Origin of the sequence: Pseudonocardia terrae (assembly GCF_021343995.1) — a bacterium.
Taxonomy (GTDB): domain Bacteria; phylum Actinomycetota; class Actinomycetes; order Mycobacteriales; family Pseudonocardiaceae; genus Pseudonocardia; species Pseudonocardia terrae.
In genome coordinates this window covers 113562-130011 of sequence record NZ_JAJTTE010000009.1, presented here as the reverse complement: position 1 = coordinate 130011, position 16450 = coordinate 113562, and the positions used below count along the sequence as shown (strand labels likewise).

At 73.8% G+C, this 16450-nt stretch carries 16 protein-coding genes and 1 pseudogene; 4 read left to right on the top strand and 13 right to left on the bottom strand.

Annotated features, from left to right (window positions below):
• Positions 1-84 precede the first annotated feature (84 nt).
• Positions 85-1083 carry an inositol 2-dehydrogenase gene (gene iolG / locus LWC33_RS08585; RefSeq protein WP_233303715.1) on the bottom strand — a complete coding sequence of 333 codons (999 nt, stop codon included), beginning with the start codon at positions 1081-1083 and terminating at the stop codon, positions 85-87.
• Between the two features lie 50 nt (positions 1084-1133).
• Here iolG and LWC33_RS34960 point away from each other — a divergent pair.
• Positions 1134-1703: pseudogene (locus tag LWC33_RS34960) on the top strand (LacI family DNA-binding transcriptional regulator); the annotation flags it as partial.
• Positions 1704-1798: 95 nt separating this feature from the next.
• Positions 1799-2242, top strand: a complete 444-nt coding sequence (locus tag LWC33_RS34955; protein WP_308190922.1) for a LacI family DNA-binding transcriptional regulator — start codon at positions 1799-1801, stop codon at positions 2240-2242.
• Here LWC33_RS34955 and LWC33_RS08575 read toward each other — a convergent pair.
• The 9 genes from LWC33_RS08575 to LWC33_RS08535 form a co-directional block, all read right to left on the bottom strand.
• Positions 2232-3245, bottom strand: coding sequence for a LacI family DNA-binding transcriptional regulator (locus LWC33_RS08575; RefSeq protein WP_233303714.1), 1014 nt, complete (start codon positions 3243-3245; stop codon positions 2232-2234). The genes LWC33_RS34955 and LWC33_RS08575 overlap by 11 nt on opposite strands.
• Positions 3246-3336: 91 nt before the next feature.
• Positions 3337-4137 (bottom strand): SDR family NAD(P)-dependent oxidoreductase, encoded by an 801-nt coding sequence (locus tag LWC33_RS08570; RefSeq protein WP_233303713.1) that lies wholly within the window; start codon positions 4135-4137, stop codon positions 3337-3339.
• Between the two features lie 71 nt (positions 4138-4208).
• Positions 4209-4916, bottom strand: a complete 708-nt coding sequence (locus LWC33_RS08565) for an SDR family NAD(P)-dependent oxidoreductase (protein WP_233303712.1) — start codon at positions 4914-4916, stop codon at positions 4209-4211.
• Positions 4916-6325: an MFS transporter gene (locus LWC33_RS08560; RefSeq protein WP_233303711.1), complete on the bottom strand. Its 1410-nt coding sequence runs from the start codon at positions 6323-6325 to the stop codon at positions 4916-4918. Before LWC33_RS08560 ends, LWC33_RS08565 begins: the two co-directional genes overlap by 1 nt.
• 149 nt (positions 6326-6474) lie before the next feature.
• Positions 6475-7473: an asparaginase gene (locus tag LWC33_RS08555; protein WP_233303710.1), complete on the bottom strand. Its 999-nt coding sequence runs from the start codon at positions 7471-7473 to the stop codon at positions 6475-6477.
• A 116-nt stretch (positions 7474-7589) separates the two neighbouring features.
• Positions 7590-8504 (bottom strand): polysaccharide deacetylase family protein, encoded by a 915-nt coding sequence (locus tag LWC33_RS08550; protein ID WP_233303709.1) that lies wholly within the window; start codon positions 8502-8504, stop codon positions 7590-7592.
• A gap of 236 nt (positions 8505-8740) precedes the next feature.
• Complete coding sequence (locus LWC33_RS08545; RefSeq protein ID WP_233303708.1) at positions 8741-9709, bottom strand: CobW family GTP-binding protein; 969 nt, start codon at positions 9707-9709, stop codon at positions 8741-8743.
• A complete protein-coding gene (locus LWC33_RS08540; RefSeq protein ID WP_233303707.1) occupies positions 9706-10116 on the bottom strand; it encodes a hypothetical protein in 411 nt (136 codons plus the stop codon). The genes LWC33_RS08545 and LWC33_RS08540 overlap by 4 nt, the downstream gene beginning before the upstream one ends.
• 75 nt (positions 10117-10191) lie before the next feature.
• Positions 10192-10668, bottom strand: a complete 477-nt coding sequence (locus tag LWC33_RS08535; RefSeq protein WP_233303706.1) for a MarR family winged helix-turn-helix transcriptional regulator — start codon at positions 10666-10668, stop codon at positions 10192-10194.
• Positions 10669-10726: 58 nt separating this feature from the next.
• Here LWC33_RS08535 and LWC33_RS08530 point away from each other — a divergent pair, with 58 nt between their 5' ends.
• Positions 10727-11212: a MarR family winged helix-turn-helix transcriptional regulator gene (locus LWC33_RS08530; protein WP_233303705.1), complete on the top strand. Its 486-nt coding sequence runs from the start codon at positions 10727-10729 to the stop codon at positions 11210-11212.
• Positions 11213-11371: 159 nt separating this feature from the next.
• Here the strand turns inward: LWC33_RS08530 and LWC33_RS08525 are convergent, their stop codons facing one another.
• The 3 genes from LWC33_RS08525 to LWC33_RS08515 are packed head-to-tail and all read right to left on the bottom strand — an operon-like array spanning position 11372 to position 15123.
• Positions 11372-12634: a beta-ketoacyl-[acyl-carrier-protein] synthase family protein gene (locus LWC33_RS08525; RefSeq protein ID WP_233303704.1), complete on the bottom strand. Its 1263-nt coding sequence runs from the start codon at positions 12632-12634 to the stop codon at positions 11372-11374.
• A 13-nt stretch (positions 12635-12647) separates the two neighbouring features.
• The gene (locus tag LWC33_RS08520) at positions 12648-14159 is read right to left on the bottom strand and encodes a class I adenylate-forming enzyme family protein (RefSeq protein WP_233303703.1); all 1512 of its coding nucleotides are present in this window, start codon (positions 14157-14159) and stop codon (positions 12648-12650) included.
• 43 nt (positions 14160-14202) lie between these two features.
• Entirely contained in the window at positions 14203-15123 is a 921-nt protein-coding gene (locus tag LWC33_RS08515; protein WP_233303702.1) for an SDR family NAD(P)-dependent oxidoreductase, read from the bottom strand.
• Positions 15124-15224: 101 nt separating this feature from the next.
• Between LWC33_RS08515 and LWC33_RS08510 the strand changes: the two genes are divergently transcribed.
• The gene (locus LWC33_RS08510; RefSeq protein WP_233303701.1) at positions 15225-16448 is read left to right on the top strand and encodes a beta-ketoacyl-[acyl-carrier-protein] synthase family protein; all 1224 of its coding nucleotides are present in this window, start codon (positions 15225-15227) and stop codon (positions 16446-16448) included.
• Positions 16449-16450: the final 2 nt, after the last annotated feature.

The window sequence follows — 16450 nt, the reverse complement described above, 5'->3', positions numbered from 1 at the left end:
CGAGCTCGGCCTCCGCCGAGCCCGCGATCGACGACGCCACGACCCGGCCGATCCCGGCCGTCGACAGCATCCCCCACCGCACGGTCATCCCTCGACCACCTTCACGGTCGACCCGGTGCGCAGGCTCTCGTTCGCCGCCTCGGCCAGCACCAGCGCGGCCCGGCCGTCGCCGAACCCCGGCGAGGGCACCGAGCCCGTCTCGACGGCGGTCACGAAGTGGTCCATCTCGGCGCGGTAGGCCGGGGTGTACCGGTCGAGGAAGAAGTTGTGGTACGGCGCGGCGACCTCGGTCTGCGTCGCGCCGGAGAAACGGACGCTCGTCGGGAGCTGGTTGGCCGCGGTGAGCATGCCCAGCTCGCCGAACGCCTCCAGGCGCTGGTCGTACCCGAACGCGCAGCGGCGCGAGTTCGTGATCGAGCACAGCGCACCGCTCGCGCCCCGCAGCACCACGACGGCCCCGTCGATGTCGCCCGCGGCGGCGATCTCCTCGGAGACCAGGGTCGACCCGGTGGCCGTGACCTCCACGACCTCGCCCAGGAAGAAGCGGGCCATGTCGAAGTCGTGGATCGTCATGTCCCGGAACAGCCCGCCGGAGGTCGCGACGTAGCCCGCGGGCGGCGGGGACGGGTCCCGGCTGATGATCACGACCTGCTCGAGGCCGCCGATCTCCCCCGCCGCCACCCGCGTGCGGATGTCGCGGAACGACGGGTCGAAGCGGCGGTTGAAGCCCACCATCACCCGGTCGGTCAGGGCGCCGATCTCGGCCCGGCAGGCGTCGACCCGAGCGAGGTCGAGGTCGATCGGCTTCTCGCACAGCACGGCCTTGCCCTCCCGCACGGCCCGCGTCAGCAGGTCGACGTGCGTGGGGGTGGGCGAGGCGACCACGACCGCGTCGATCGCCGGGTCCGTGAGGATGGCGTCGACGTCCGTCCCCCAGGCGGCGCCGAACTGCGTGCCCACCTCGAGGGCGGCCTGCTCGACCGGGTCGTACACCGCGGCGAGCTCCGCGCGGGGGTGTACCGCGATCGCGTCCGCGTGCACCCTGCCGATCCGGCCGCAGCCGATCACACCGACCCGCACCATGCCCTGCTCCTTCGCCGACGGAAGACGACTTGGAACGGTCCAAGCGCCGTGTGGGAGTGTGGGGGCGGCGCGGCCCTGCGTCAAGGGTCTTCTTGGAACGGTCCAAGTCGGGCTACGATGCCGCCGTGTCTGCCCCCGACGGCCCGGCCGGCCCGCGCCGGGCCACGCTCGTCGAGGTCGCGGCCCGGGCCGGCGTCTCCAAGTCGCTGGCCTCCCTGGTGATCCGCGGGGCGCCCGGTCCTGGTGCGGCCTCGCGCGCGGCCGTGCTGCGCGCCGCGGAGGAGCTGGGCTACCGCCCCGACCCCGCGGCCAGGATGCTGCGCGAACACCGGCCCCGGTTGCTCGGCGTGGTGTTCGACGCAGGCGACCCCTTCCACGCCGATCTCCTGGAGGGCGTCTACCCGGCCGCGGAGCACCACGGCTACGAGGTCGTCCTCGGCGCCCGGGTGCCGTCGCACCCCGAGCACCGCGTCGTCGAGGGGCTCGTCCGCTCGCGGTGCGAGGGGCTGCTGCTGATCGCGACCGAGGCCGAGGCCGCCGGGCTCCGGGAGCTCGCCGGCCGGCTGCCGGTCACGGTCGTCGGCCGGCGCGCCGAGGGCGTCGACGCCGTCCGGGCCGCCGACACCCGCGGCGCCGCGGCCGCGGTGGACCTGCTCGTGGGCCTCGGGCACCGCCACATCCGGCACGTCGACGGCGGCGCGGCTACCGGTCGGCCGTGCGCCGCCACGGCCTCACCCCCGACGTCGTCCCGGGCGACCACACCGAGGAGTCCGGGGTGCAGGCCGCGCGCGCCCTCCTCGACGCCCCCGGCGAGGTCACCGCGGTGCTCGCCGGCAACGACCGGTGCGCGGTCGGCGTCCTCGACACGTTGCGCCGCGCGGGCGTCGCGGTGCCGACGGAGATCTCCGTGATGGGCTACGACGACTCACGGCTCGCCCGCCTCACCCACATGGACCTCACGACCGTCGCCCAGGACACCCGGGAGATGGCCCGCCTCGCCGTGGAGGCGGTCGTCGCGCGGCTCGAGGGCGACGGCGCGGCACCCCCGCGCGACCTCTCCCTCGCCCCCCGGCTCGTGGAGCGCGGCACAACCGGACGGGCCCCGGCCGCTGCCCCGGCCACCGAGTCCGTCCGAACGGACCGGACGGTCAGACGCTGACCTCGAGCGTCGAGTCGCGCGCGCTGAGCGTCGGCTCGAGGAGCACCGGCCCGGGACGGCCGCCCGCGATGATGTCGTGCAGCGCCCGGGAACCGCCGCGTCCCATCTCGACCATGGGCGACCTGATCGAGCTCATCGGCACCGGCAGCCAGCTGGCCAGCGGGATGTCGTTGTAGCCGATGACGGCGATGTCGCGGCCCACCGTGCGGCCGTGCTCGCGGGCGGCGCCCATCGCGCCGATGGCCGCGAAGTCGTTGATGGCGAAGATCGCGGTGATGTCGGGGTGCCGGTGCAGCAGCGCGTCGGCGGCGGCGTGCCCCCCCTCGCCGTCGGGCGCGGAGGTCTGGATGCAGGTGTCCGGGACGGTGATCCCGGCCGAGAGGAAGCGCTCCACGAAGCCGTGGGTCCGCTCGACGCAGGTGCTGGCGTACTCCGGCCCGGCGACGACGCCGACGACCCGGTGCCCGAGCCCGAGGATGTGCTCGCCCGCGAGCCGCCCGCCGCGGACGTCGTCCGTGGTCACGGACGGGTGCCCCCGCAACCGCCGGTTGACCAGCACGTACGGGATCCCCCGCCGCTTGAGGGCCTGGATCAGGTCGTCGCCGTCGAGGCGGGCGTCGCCGATGAGGAAGCCCTCCACCCGGCGCGCGAGCATCTTGTCCAGCCGCTCCATGCGCAGGGCGGGGTCGTCGTTGGAGTTCGCGACCAGCGTGGTGTAGCCGATGTCGTGGGCGGCCTCGTCGGCGCCCTCGTAGATGCGCGCCAGGACGTAGTCCGTGAGCCGCGGCATGATGATCCCCAACGCTCCGCTGCGCCGCGTGCGCAGGGCCGACGCGGCCGGATCGGGGTGGTAGCCCATCTCCTCCGCCAGCGCGCGGATCCGGGAGGCCGTGGCGCTGCCGACACCGGTGGCGTTGTCGGCGAGGGCCCGGGAGACGGTCGAGACGTGGACGCCGGCCCGTTTGGCGATCTGGGCCAATGTGACCGGCTCTGGTGCCGCCAACTGGCCTCCTCGTCGCACTGGGCGGGAGCATCGTATCGTCGGCCGGACGCACCGGCCCCCGGCCCTCGGTCCGTGCCCTCGCGTGCCGCCGTCAGCCCGGGTAGCGGATCGACAGGCCGCCGTCGGCGACGAGGTGCTGGCCCGTGATGTAGCTGGAGTCGTCGCCGGTGAGGAACCGGATGACCCGAGCGGCCTCGTCGACCTGGCCGACGCGCCCGGCCGGGATGGCCTTCGCGGCCTCGGCCAGCCCCTCCGGTCCCAGCGAGTTGACGGGATCGAGCGACTGCGGGCTCTCGATCAGGCCCGGCGACAGCGCGTTGACCCGGATGCCGCGCGGGGCCAGTTCGACGGCCAGGGCGCGGCACAGCCCGACGACACCCGCCTTGGCGGCCGTGTAGTGGGCGTGGTCCTCCCAGCCGTACACGCCACCCATGATCGACGAGATCGCCACCATCGCCCCGCCGTCGCGCATCTGGGCGGCGCAGGCCCGGAAGGTGCGCATGACGCCGGTGAGGTCGACGGCGAGCATCTCCTCCCATGCGTCGTCGGTCAGCTCGGCGAGTTCGGCCCGGCGCAGGATCCCGGCTCCCGCGACCGTGATGTCGAGACGCCCGAACTCGGACACCGCCGCCCGGGCCAGCGCGTCGACCTCGGCGGGTCGCGCGACGTCGACCGCCACCGGCACGCACTCACCGCCCGCGGCGGCGACGGCGGCGACCGTCTCGGAGACGTCGTGCGGGTCGCGCGGGTAGTAGCCGACGACGGTGCGGGTTCCGGCCCGGGCGTAGGCGACCGCCAACGCGCGGCCGATGCCGCTGGCCCCACCGGTGACGACGGCGACCTTTCCCGCCAGCCCGTCGTCGCGGCCGGGGGTGGGGTCGGAACGAGACATGGTGCCTTCCTTCCTCGGAGCGACGGGTGGGTACCTGGCCGTGCTCGTGGCCGTGCTCGTGCTCGTGCCCGTCAGGGCATGACGTCGCCGCTGTTGGGGTGGAGGGTCTGCCCGACGTAGAGGTTCCCGCCGGGCTCGCTGGCCAGCAGCAGGGCGGTGGGGGCGACCTCGGCGGCGGCGCCGAAGCGGCCCAGGGGCAGCTCCGCGGTCTTGCCGGCCCGCCAGTCCGGGGTGAGGTCCGCGGTCATCTCGGTCTCCACCGGGCCCGGCGCGATCGCGTTGACCAGGACCCCGGCCCCGGCGACCTCCTGGGCCAGCGACTTGGTGAAGCCGATGACCCCGGCCTTGGCCGCGGCGTAGTGCGCCATCGAGGGCGATCCCTTGATGCCCAGCTGGGAGGCGATGGTGATGATCCGCCCCCACCGCTGCGCGGTCATGTGCGGCAGCACCGCACGGGTGACCAGGAAGACCCCCGTGAGGTCGACGTCGATCGTGCGCCGCCAGGTCTCCGTCGGCATCGTCGCGACCTCGGCCTGGTCGAGGACCCCGGCGCTGTTGACGAGGACGTCGATGCCGCCGAGGCGGGCCACCGCCTCGGCGACACCGTCGGCGACGGACTGCTCGTCGGTCACGTCGAGCGTGATGCCCGGGTGTCGGCCCGGCGGTCGCCGGTCGGCCACGAGGACGGTGGCGCCGGCGTCGGCGAAGGTGTCGGCGATGGCGGCGCCGATGCCCCCGGCCCCGCCGACGACCAGGGCCCGCCTACCCGTGATCCTCATCAGTCGAGGACGCGGGTGCTGGTGAGCGGCTTGGCCTTGCGGGCGCAGAGGATGGCACCGGCCGAGATCAGGATGGGCAGGCAGCCCCAGAACAGGCCGGCCCGGATCCAGGCCGCGGCCTGCTCGCCGGCGGTCTGCCCGGCGGCGGCCAGGGTCGCGGTGAACAGGATGCCGCCGATGATCGCACCGATCTGGCCGAGGGCGTTGATCAGGGTGCCGGCGGTCGCGCGGGTCTCGACCGGGAAGGACTCGCTGTTGAAGAACAGCACGGCCGCGTACGGGCCGATCAGGAAGAAGGTGCCCAGCGCGTAGGCGCTCACGAGCAGCGGGAAGTTCCCGTTCGGCCCGAGGACCATGACGCCGAAGCAGAGCGCGGAGATCGTCCACCCGATGGCGATGGTGTTGCGCCGGCTGATGCGGTCGCCGAGCCAGCCGTGGAACAGGTAGCCGAAGAACCCGGCGACGTTGGACACGATCAGGACCTCGAGGGCGCCGGTGAAGGAGACCTCCTTGCCGTTGACCAGGATGAGGGTGCCCTGGAAGGCGAAGGCCAGGATGCCGAGCCAGTTGAGCAGGAAGGCCGCGGACAGGGCCAGGGTCGCCCGGCGGGACTCGCCGTGGAACAGCGCGCCGAAGCCGGCCTTGCGCGGGGTGTGGTCCTGGCCGGTGAGCCGGGCGAGCTCCTCGGCATCGGTGGTGCGGCCCTCCTCGCGCAGCGCGTGGATGCGCTTCTGCGCCGTGAAGACCGGGCTCTCCTTGAGCTTGCGCGCCGCGAGCAACATGAAGATCGCCGGGAAGACGGCGACGATGAAGCACAGCTGCCAGCCGCCGATCGGCTGCAGGATGTAGATCGACAGGGCCGCGATCACCGACCCGATCGGCCAGCCGCCCTGGACCACGGAGTAGATGAACCCGCGCCGCCTGATCGACCGCTCGTCGGTGTAGACGTGCGCGTACATCTCGTTGAGGTAGGTGGCGTTGACCGCCTGCTCGCTGTACCCGAGACCGGCCAGCGAGCGGATCAGGATCAGCAGGACCAGCCCGCCCAGGCCGAGCGCCCCGGCGGCGTACCCGCCCAGCCAGGTCAGCAGGGACGCGATCGCGGCCCCGACCACGCACACCACGATGCCGGTGCGGCGCCCGATCCGGTCGACGAACGGGCCGATCGCGAAGGCGACGATCGCGGTGCCGAGGGTGACCCAGGTGTTGACCCCGGTGGTCTCCGCGCCGCTCCATCCCAGCTCCTTCGCGATGACCGGGAGCAGGTTCGCGAACAGGACGAAGTCGTAGACGGCGAAGGTCCACGCGAAGAAGCAGATGATGGTGGCCCGCCGGACGTCGACCAGGGAGACGGCGGAATTGATCCGCTCCGCCTCGGCCGAGGGCGACAGGGACATGGGCGATGACATGTCGGAGGACTCCTCGCGTACTCGTACTGCATGACGGTGGACTGCGGTCGAGCTGGCCGAACCGGTGCCGGGAGGACCCGGCGGGCCGTACGAGGTGATCCGCCCGGGTCGGGCCAGGGGGTCGGATCGAGCGGTCGGTCAGGGGCCGATCAGGCGGTCGCTGCCGTGAACCGCTCGCGGATCACCTCCGTCCGGGCCTCGGCGGCGATCAGCAGGATGAGCAGCAGCCGGGCCTTCGTGCCGTCGAGCGCACCGGCGCTGAGTATCCCCCGGTCGAGCAGGTCACGCTCGGATCCGGGGAACGCGTAGGTCGACTCGTACAGCTCACCGGCTCCGGTCCGGGTCGCCATCACGACCGGGATCCGGGTGGTGATCTGGACGAGCGAGTCGACGATGGCGCTGGGGACGTGCCCCCCGCCGAAGACCTCCACGACCAGGCCGTCCAGCCCCGTGACGTGTTCGGGCCGCAGCGGGTCGGCCCCCAGGCCGATCCGGACGATGCCGACCGACGGGAGCCGGGCCGGCAGCGACGCGGGGGCACACAGGGGCTCGCGGTGCCGCGGGACGAGCGGGATCCGGACCCGGTCCTCGGTCACCCAGCCCACGGGCCCGGTGTTCGGCGAGCCGAACGCGTGGACGCTGGAGCTGTGCAGCTTGCGTACGAACCGCGGCAGGTGGATCTCGTCGGCGAACACGACCAGCGGGCCGAGGCCGCGGGCCTGTGGCGCCGCCGCGACCCGCAGCGCCGCCAGCAGGTTCGCGGGGCCGTCCGGGCCGGCGAGGCCCGGGTTGCGCATGGCCCCCGTCAGCACGACCGGCGGGGCCTCCGCGTCGAGCAGCAGGTCGAGCAGGAAGGAGGTCTCCTCCAGCGTGTCGGTGCCCTGCGTGACCACGACCCCGTCGACCTCGCCGGACCGCTTGTGCACCAGCTGGGCGAGCTCGACGACGTCGGCGATGCTCAGGTCACCGGACGGGTACTGCCGGAACGACTCGGTCCGCACGGCCGCGACGTGCTCCGCACCGGGCACCGACGCGAGGAGCTCGGCCGGGCCCAGCCGCGGCACCGCGTCCCGGCCGTCGGCCGCCGGGACCGACGCGATCGTCCCCCCCATGGTCACGACCAGCACGCGTGGGAGGTGCGGGATCACGCTGTCTCCTTCGACTCGGGACGTCGGCTCACGACGCCGGTGTGCGGCGGCCGGCCCGCGGCGAGGTCGCCGACGGGCCGGCCGGCCCGTCCCGGGACCGGGCGGGCGGGAGCGGATCAGGGCAGGTCGCGGTCGAACGGGTAGCGCTTGTTCTCCGCGAACGGGAACCGGCGCCGGAAGTCCTCGGCGATGTTCTCGAAGGTGTCGAAGCTGACGCCCTCGTGCCCGAGGATGTGCTCGAAGAGCCGCTCGAGCATCAGCAGCACCTGCGGGCGGCCGGAGACGTCCGGGTGGATGGTGATCGGGTAGATCGCGTAGTCGTACTCGCGGTAGACCCAGTCGAACTGGTCGCGCCACATCTGCTCGATGTCGCGCGGGTTCACGAACCCGTGGCTGTTGGGGCTGCCCTTGATGAACATCATCGGGGGCAGGTCGTCGATGTACCAGCTGAAGTTGATCTCGACGAGGTCGATCTCCTCGCCCCGGACCAGCGGCTTCATCCAGTTCCCGGCCGGACCCGACAGGTCGATCTTGGTCCAGGTGTCGCCGGTGCGGGCGTAGAACGGCTGGAAGTCGTGGAAGGCCTGGCTGTGGTCGTAGCGGAAACCGTTCTTCAGCAGCAGGTCCGCGGTGACCGCGGACAGCTCGCACCACGGGGCGATGTAGCCGCGCGGGCGCCGCCCGGAGAACTTCTCGATCAGGTCCATCGACCTGTTGAGGACGTCCTCCTCCTGCTGCGGGCTCATCAGGATGGGGTTCTCGTGCGAGTAGCCGTGCGCGGCCAGCTCGTGCCCGGCCGCGACGATCTGCTCGATCCGGTGCGGGAACGTCTCGATGGAGTGCCCGGGGGCGAAGAACGTCGTCGTCACGTCGAACTTGCGGTAGAGGTTCAGCAACCGCGGGACGCCGACCTCACCGGCGAACATCCCGCGCTGGATGTCGGCCGGGGAGTCCTCGCCGCCGTACGACCCGAGCCACCCGGCCACCGCGTCGATGTCGGCGCCGACACAGACCTTGATCTCCTTGGGCATGCAGATCTCCTGACGTCGTGAGTGCGGTCGTCGTGAGTGCGCTCGTCCGCGGCCCCTCGGGCCCCTCCGCGGCGGCGTGACGCCGACCACGCGAACGATTGCGCAACGGTAGGCATGTTGTCGCCGTCACGTCAACGACGTGCTTCGTGATCAGCGAGAACTGGACCGATCCCGCCGAGCAGAACCCACGCAAACATTTGCTGTCCGCGGAGGTTCGTCAGTGCAGGTTCCGTCCCTCAGGCCACGGGATCCGCGGCCGGTTCCGGTCGCGCGGGGAAGGCACTGGGCACGAAGGTGCGCAGCGACCGCTCGAGGACCTCCGGCGCGAGACCGTCGAGGATGTAGACCATCGAGGTGCCCGCGGTATCGTCGGCGGGCACGGGCCGGGCGATCTCCGCCCCCATCGACTGCACCAGCAGCGGGCCGTCGGCGGTGGGTACCCGGCCCTTGCTGCGAAGCAGCCGCTGTGGATGGGCGCGGCAGACCGCGTCGAGCCAGAGCGCGTACTCCGCCCAGCTCGTGCCGGACCCGAGCCGGACGCTCCAGGACCGGAGGTCCCGGGCCTCGGGACCGGTGTCGTCGAAGACGTCCGGGACCGGCGGTTCGACCGGGACGACCGGCCGCTCGTGCCCCAGGCCCGACGCCACCGTCCCGGCGGACGGGTTCAACCGGCGGACGGTGGCCGCCAGCTCGCCGAGCTCGTCGTCGCGGGCGAGGTCGGCGCGGGTCAGCACGATCCGGTCGGCCAGGGTGACCTGGGCGCGCACCGCCGCCCGGTGGCGGAGCAGGCGACGCCCGTCGAGGCCGTCGACCACGATCACGAGCGTGCGCAGGGCGACGTTCGTCCGCAGAACCGGGTCCTGGTCGAGCAGGCGGGCGATCCGCTGGGGCTCGGCGAGCCCGGAGGTCTCGACGATCACGTGCCCGGCGCGCCCGGCACCGGTGCGGTGGTGCCGGTTGACGGCGTCGAGCAGGGTCCGGCGCAGGTCCTCGAGCCGCTCGCAGCAGGCGCACCCCCCGACCACCGCCGCGATCCGCGCGCCGGCCCGGCCGGCCGCGTCCCGCAGGAGGAGGTGGTCGACGCCCTCGTCGGCGAAGTCGTTCACCACGACCAGGTCGACCGGCCCGGCGGACCCGAGGTGCGCGGCGAGCCAGGTGGTCTTCCCCGCGCCGAGGAACCCGGAGACCAGGGTCGCCTCGATCATCCGTGCACAGTGGGGGGCACGGTGGCGGGCACGGTGGCGGGCACGGTGGGGGGCACGGTGGCGGGCACGGTGGGGGGCACGGTGGCGGGCACGGTGGCGGGCACGGTGCCGGGTGGGGTCCCCAGCAGGGCGGGATCGAGCGGGTCCGGCACCCGCCCGGTGAGCGTGCGGGCGGCGTCGGCGAGCTGGTCCAGGCGCGACACCATCACCGTCCGCCCGGTCGCGGTGCGGACCGCGAGCGACAGCGAACCCGGGTGGGCCTCGACGCGCAGGCCCAGCGGCGCGAGGAGCGCGCTCGCGGCCCGGGCCAGGTCGGCCCGCGCCCGCCGGCGACCGCCGAGCGAGTCCGGTGCCCCCGCGGCGAACCAGTCCTCCCGCGATCCCGGCGCGCGGCACTGTCCGCACATGCGCACACCTCCAGGGACAATCGTTTGCGCCGACCGTACGACGTCCGGAACCCGAGGCCAAGCGCCGGCGCCGGGTCAGGGGCCCTCGTCGTGCTCCGCGTCGCGGAGCATCTGGACCAGCTCGAACAGCTCGTCCAGGTCCTCGGGTCCGGCACCCAGTCCCACCTCCGCGAAGACGGTGCCGCGGGCCGCGTCGACCCGCCGCCGGCCCTCGTCGGTGATGGTCACGATCACCACGCGCCGGTCCTCGGTGGCGGCCGGCACGCGGTGGACGAGCCCCTCGCGCTCCAGCCGCGAGATCGCGTTGGTGACCCCGCCCGGGTGCAGCAGCACCGAGCCGGCCAGCCGGGACATCGAGTACGAGCCGGGCTCGGCCATCGACAGCAGCAGGAGGATGCCGAAGCGGGTGAAGCTCAGGCCGTGCGGCGCGAGCGCCCGGTTGACCGCGGTCGTGGCGAGACGCGTGCGGCGCGAGAGCTCCATGGCCGCCGCCAGCGCCTCCCGGTCGATGTCGGCGCGGCCGCCCCGGCGCGGCCCGGCCGGGGCGCTCACTGGACGTTCCCCCGGCACGGGCCGAGTCTAGGAGACCGGCGCTCGATATCGTGGCGCGATGGCCCGCGTACCCGCGCCCGACCGGGATCTTCTCTCCCGGGTGCGCGACTCGGGGCGGGCCCTGTTCGGCGCGGACGGCGACCAGGTGTTCGCCGCCACCGCGCTGGTCGAGGCCCACCAGCTGCTGCGGTCGCGGGTCGACGAGCGGCTCGAGCCGCTCGGCCTGACCTGGGGGCAGGTCCAGCTGATGGTCGCGCTCCGGCAGCTGCGGGCCGCCCCGATCGCCCAGCTCGGGCGTCGCCTCGCCCGGCACCCGACGAACGTCAAGAAGGCCCTGGACCGGCTCGAGGAGGCCGGCCTCGTCAGTCGGAGCCGGGACGCGCACGACCGCCGGGTGGTCACCGCGGTGCTGAGCCCGCGGGGCGCCCGGGCACTCGACGCCGCGCTGGACGAGCTGTCCGTCATCGGGTTCGGCCTCGCCGGCTGGGGCCCGGAGCAGGTGCGGCGGATGCGCGACCTGATGGCCGAGCGACTCGGTCCCTAGTGCGGTGACCACGAACGTTCGCCGGGTGATCGCGTGATCCGGGGGGTTCCTCGCAAGGCGCCCCCGCACCGCCTGTACCGGGCGTACCGGGGTGCGGGGGCAACGCCGCGAGGGGCCGCCCGGGCACGCGAGGACCGGTGAACGTTTGTGGTCACCGCACTAGGGAAGGCGCCGCACCACCAGGGAGGCGTCCTGGCCGCCGAAGCCGAAGGCGTTGACCTGGGCGAGGTCCACCGTGACGTCCGCGGGCTTGCCGGTCACCACGTCGAAGCGGCACAGGGGGTCCACCTGACTCGTGCCCGCGACGTTCGGCAGCCAGCCGCGGTCCATGGCGTTCATCGCGACGATCAGGTTCATCGCGCCCGACGACGCCCCGGTGTGTCCGGTGTGGCCCTTCAGGGCGGTGACGGGCAACGGCCGGGTGCGTCCCTCGTGGACGTCGTTGAGCGCGTGGATCTCGGCGGTGTCGCCCTTGGGCGTGGCGGTCGCGTGCGCGACGACCATGTCGACCCGGTCGGGCGTCTCCCCGGCGTCGTCGAGCGCCTGCCGCATCACCAGCGCCTCCCACCGCCCGGTCGGTTCGGGCGACGACGGGTGGTAGCTGTCCGACAGCGAGCCGAACCCCGCGATCTCCGCGAGCGGGGTCGCGCCGCGCGCCCGGGAGTGCTCGGCGGTCTCCAGGATCACCATCGCCGACCCCTCCCCCGTCACGATGCCCGACCGGCGGACGTCGAACGGGATGCTCGCGAGCAACCGGTCGGCCGCGGTCGGGTCGGACATGCCGTAGGCGGTCTGCCCGTGCACCGTCGCAGGGACGAACTCGCCCTCGGCCCGGCCGTCGGCCAGCGGCATGCCACCCTCGGTCCCCCCGACGATCGCGACGTCCGCGCGGCCGGCCTTCAACAGCGCGGTGGCCGTGCCGATCGCGTCGAGCGCGGAGGCGCAGGCGGTGCAGACCGTGAGCGAGGGGCCGTGCAGGTCCCAGCGCATCGCGATCTGCGCCGCCGCCATGTTCGGCCAGATCTTGATCATCGTCTTGCGGTCGATCGCGCCGGGCCCGCTGCGCTCCAGGTCGTGCTGGGCACGCATCAGCGCCCGCATCCCGCCCATGCTGCTGCCGTGTACCACGGCGGTGCGCAGCGGATCGAGCTCGGCCAGTCCGGCCTGCGTGACCGCCTGCTGGGCCGCGGCCAGCGCGTAGAGCGTGAACAGGTCCGAGCCGGCCTGCACCCGGGCGTCGGCCCACTCGTCCGGATCGAAGTCGGGGACCCCCGCCCACCAGCCCAACGGCATGCCCTCGGCGTCCCGCCAGGGCGAGGGCCGGGTCGCCACCTCGTTGTCGGCCAGCCCGGCGAGGAACGTCTCCACGCTCGACCCGAGGGGCGACACGATCCCCGCCCCGGTCACCACGATCTGCGACATGTCCGCCTCCTCCTCAGGACGCCGGGACGGTGGACCCCGCGCGGCGGCCGGCGTCGCGCAGGAGGAACTTCTGGAGCTTGCCCATCGCGTTGCGCGGCAACGCGTCCGTGAACTCGACGGTCTTGGGCACCTTGTAACCGGCCAGCGACTCGCGGCAGAACGCCCGCAGCTCGTCGGCGGTCGGGCCCGGCCCGTCCACCACGACCACGGCGGTGACCGCCTCGCCCCACCGCGGGTCCGGGCGGCCGATCACCGCGACCTCGACGACCGCGGGATGCCGCGCGAGCACCTGCTCGACCTCGGCCGAGTAGACGTTCTCCCCACCGGTCACGATCATGTCCTTCTTGCGGTCCACGACCAGCAGCCGGTGGTCGTCCGTCCAGATCCCGATGTCGCCGGAGAGCACGAACCCGTCCCGGACCGCCTCGGCGGTCTTCTCCGGGTGGTTGAGGTAGCCGGCGAAGGGGAGCACCGGACGCACGGCGATCTCGCCCGGCTCCCCCGCCGCGCACGGTGTCCCGTCCTCGCGCAGCACCTCCAGGTCGCTCCCGGTGACCGGCCTGCCGACACACTGCGGGAGCAGCGTCTCCGGGGTCTTCGTCTCGAACGTGATCCACCCGGCCTCGCTCCAGCCGTAGGCCTCGGCGATGGTCGCCCGCGGGAAGAAGGCGAGCATGTCCGCGAGCAGATCCGCGGACACCGGTGCGCCGGAGGACAGCACGAACCGGACGGTGTCGAGCGCGCTGCGCCCCTCGGCCCGCGCCTGCGCGATCACGGCCGCGGCCATCGTCGGCACCAGGAACGCGAAGGTGGCCTCGCGGTCGAGCTCCCGGCAGGCGCGCGGCGCGTCGAACTCGGTCATCATGCGCACCCGCGCCCCGAGCATCAGCGCCGTCAGGGTCAGGCCCGCGTAGGAGAGGTGGAACATCGGCCCGGGGGTGAGCACCGTGCTGGACTCGTCGAGCCGGTACGACCGGGCCCATTGCAGGTAGCTGAACAGCAGCAGGTCGCCGCGGTAGAGCCCGCCCTTCGGCAGGCCCGTGGTGCCGGAGGTGTAGCCGACGACCATGGGCGTCGACCCGTCCACGGCCACCCGTTCCGCCGGCACCCTCGCCGCGGTCGGCACGGCGTCACAGTCGATGGTCCGCAGCCCGCGGTCGCGGACGAGCGCCGCCGCCCGGTCCTGGAAGGGTGCCCCGGTCAGGAGCACCTCCGCCCCCGAGTCCTCCAGGACGAACCGCAGCTCGGCGTGGGCGAGCCGGGAGTTCAGCGGGATGGCGACGCACCCGGCGAGCTGGCAGGCGAGGTAGACCAGGGCCGCGTCGACGCCGTTGGGCAGCAGGAAGGTGACCAGGCGCAGCCCGTTGCGCTCCGGCACGTCGGCGAGCACGGCGGCCAGGGCGTGGATCCGGTCCCACACCTGCGCGTAGGTGAGCGCGGGCCCGTCGACCACTTCCAGCGCGGGCCGGTCCGGGTGCCGGCGGGCGTGAACGCCCACCTCGTTCACGATCGACGTCTGGAACACGGGTCCTCGATCCGGTCGCGACGATCAGGGGCGGTCGGGCCGGTCAGGACGCCGGGACGGAGCCGGCGGCCTCCATGATCCGGGCCAGGGCCGCCGACGACGACGGGTAGGCGCGGCCGGGCGGGAGCTCCGCCAGGGCCGCCACGGCGTCGACGATCGCGGCGTCGCCGGCCGGGTCCGCGGGATCGGGCAGCGCGACGGCGTCGGACTCGACGATCCGCACCCGCGCGACCAGCCCGCCGCCGATCTCGAACACCGAGCCGGACTCGCCGCACTCGGCCGAGGTCAGGTAGGCGACGAGCCCGCTCACCCGGGCGGGGTCGAGGCCCGCCAGCAGCTCCGGCGGCATCAGCGGCTCGGTCATCCGGGTCCGCGCCACCGGCGCGATCACGTTGGCCCGGATCCCGTACCGCTCCCCCTCGAGGGCGAGCGTGGAGCCGAGGCCGAGCATGCCGGACTTGGCCGCGGCGTAGTTGGCCTGGCCGAAGTTGCCGTAGAGCCCCGACGCCGACGAGGTGAGCACGATCCGGCCGCTGCCGGACTCCTTGAGCGCGGGCCAGGCCTGCAGGACGCAGTACATGCTGCCGGCGAGGTGCACCCGCAGGACGGTGTCGACGTCGTCGGCCGTCATCTTCGCCACGGAGCGGTCCCGCAGCACCCCGGCGTTCGCCACGAGCGCGTCGAGCCGGCCGAACTCCGCGAGCGCGGTCTCGACCGCCATCCGCGCCCCGGCCTCGGTGCCGACGTCGGCCACGCAGGCGACCGCTTGCCCGCCGGCGGCCGCGACCTCCTCCACCGTCGCCGCGGCCGCACCCGGGTCACCCGTGGCGCCGTCGAGTGCGGCACCGTCGTCGGCCACGACGACCGCCGCGCCACGGCTCGCGAGGGCCAGGACGTGCGCCCGCCCGAGGCCCCGGGCGCCACCGGTCACCAGGGCGACCCTGCCCTGCAGATCGAAGGTCATGCATCCTGGTCTACAGGCGAAGTCGCAGTGCGGACAATATTTCACAGCACTGCGAACCGAGTGAACCGGCTCACAGCGGTCGATCGTCGAGGAGGACAGGGATGCGGGACGTCGTGGTCACCGGGATGGGAGTCGTGTCGGCTCTCGGGCACACCCCGGACTCGTTCTGGGAGCAGCTCTGCGCGGGGACCGTGGCCGTGCGGCGCGCCCCGCGCGAGGACGCCGGCACGGACGATCCGGTCGTGTGGGCCCCGATGCCGGACTTCGACCCGGCCGCCCGGCTCGACGCGCGCACCCTGGCCGGCACCGACCGGTTCGCCCAGATCCTCATGGTCGCCGCCGAGGACGCCGTGGCCGACGCGGGGCTCGAGGGGCTCGACCCGCTGCGCACCGCCGTCGTCACCGGCACGAGCATGGGCGGGCTCCAGTCCGTGATCGACGCCCAGGCCGCCTACGACCGCGGCGGCCCGGAGGCGTTGCCGCGCAAGGTCCAGATCACCATGTGGCCCAACATGGGTGCCGCGCGGCTGGCCTACCACTGGAAGCTGCACGGGCCGCAGCTCACGTTGTGCACCGCGTGCGCCTCGTCGGCCGACGCGATCGGCACCGGCGCCCGGTTCGTCGAGTCCGGCCTCGTCGACGTCGCGATCGTCGGCGGGTCCGACGCCCAGCTCCGCCCCCTCGTGCTGCTGTCCGCCGGGGCGCTCGGTGCCGGGTCGACCGAGCCGGACCCGACCCGCGCCTCGCTGCCGTTCGACGTGCACCGATCGGGCATGGTCGTCGGGGAGGGCGGTGCCGTGCTCGTCCTGGAGAGCCGCGCACACGCCGCCGCGCGGGGAGCCACCCCGCTGGCCGCCGTCGCCGGCTACGGCTCGCTCGCCGACTCCTACCACCCCTCCTCCCCCGACCCCAGCGGCGAGTGGCAGGCCCTCGCCATGCGCCAGGCCCTCGACGACGCCGGACTGGCCGTCGAGGCCGTCGGCGGGGTCGTCGCGCACGGCACCGCGACGCGCATCGGCGACACGTCCGAGATCCGCGCGCTCAACGCCTACCTCGGCGGGCACGCCCCGCAGGTCGAGGTCGCGTCGATCAAGGGGCACGTCGGGCACTCCTCCGGCGCCGCGGCCGTGATGTCCGCGGTCGCGGGCATCCAGGCCCTGCGGACCGGGACGCTGATGATGAACGCCGGCACCACCGAGCCCGACCCGGACGCCGGGTTCGAGATCGTCACCAAGGCACCCGCCGGGCTCACGGCCCCGGCGGTCCAGGTCAACGCCTTCGGGTTCGGCGGCCAGAACGCGTCGCTGGTGCTCACGCCCGTCTGACG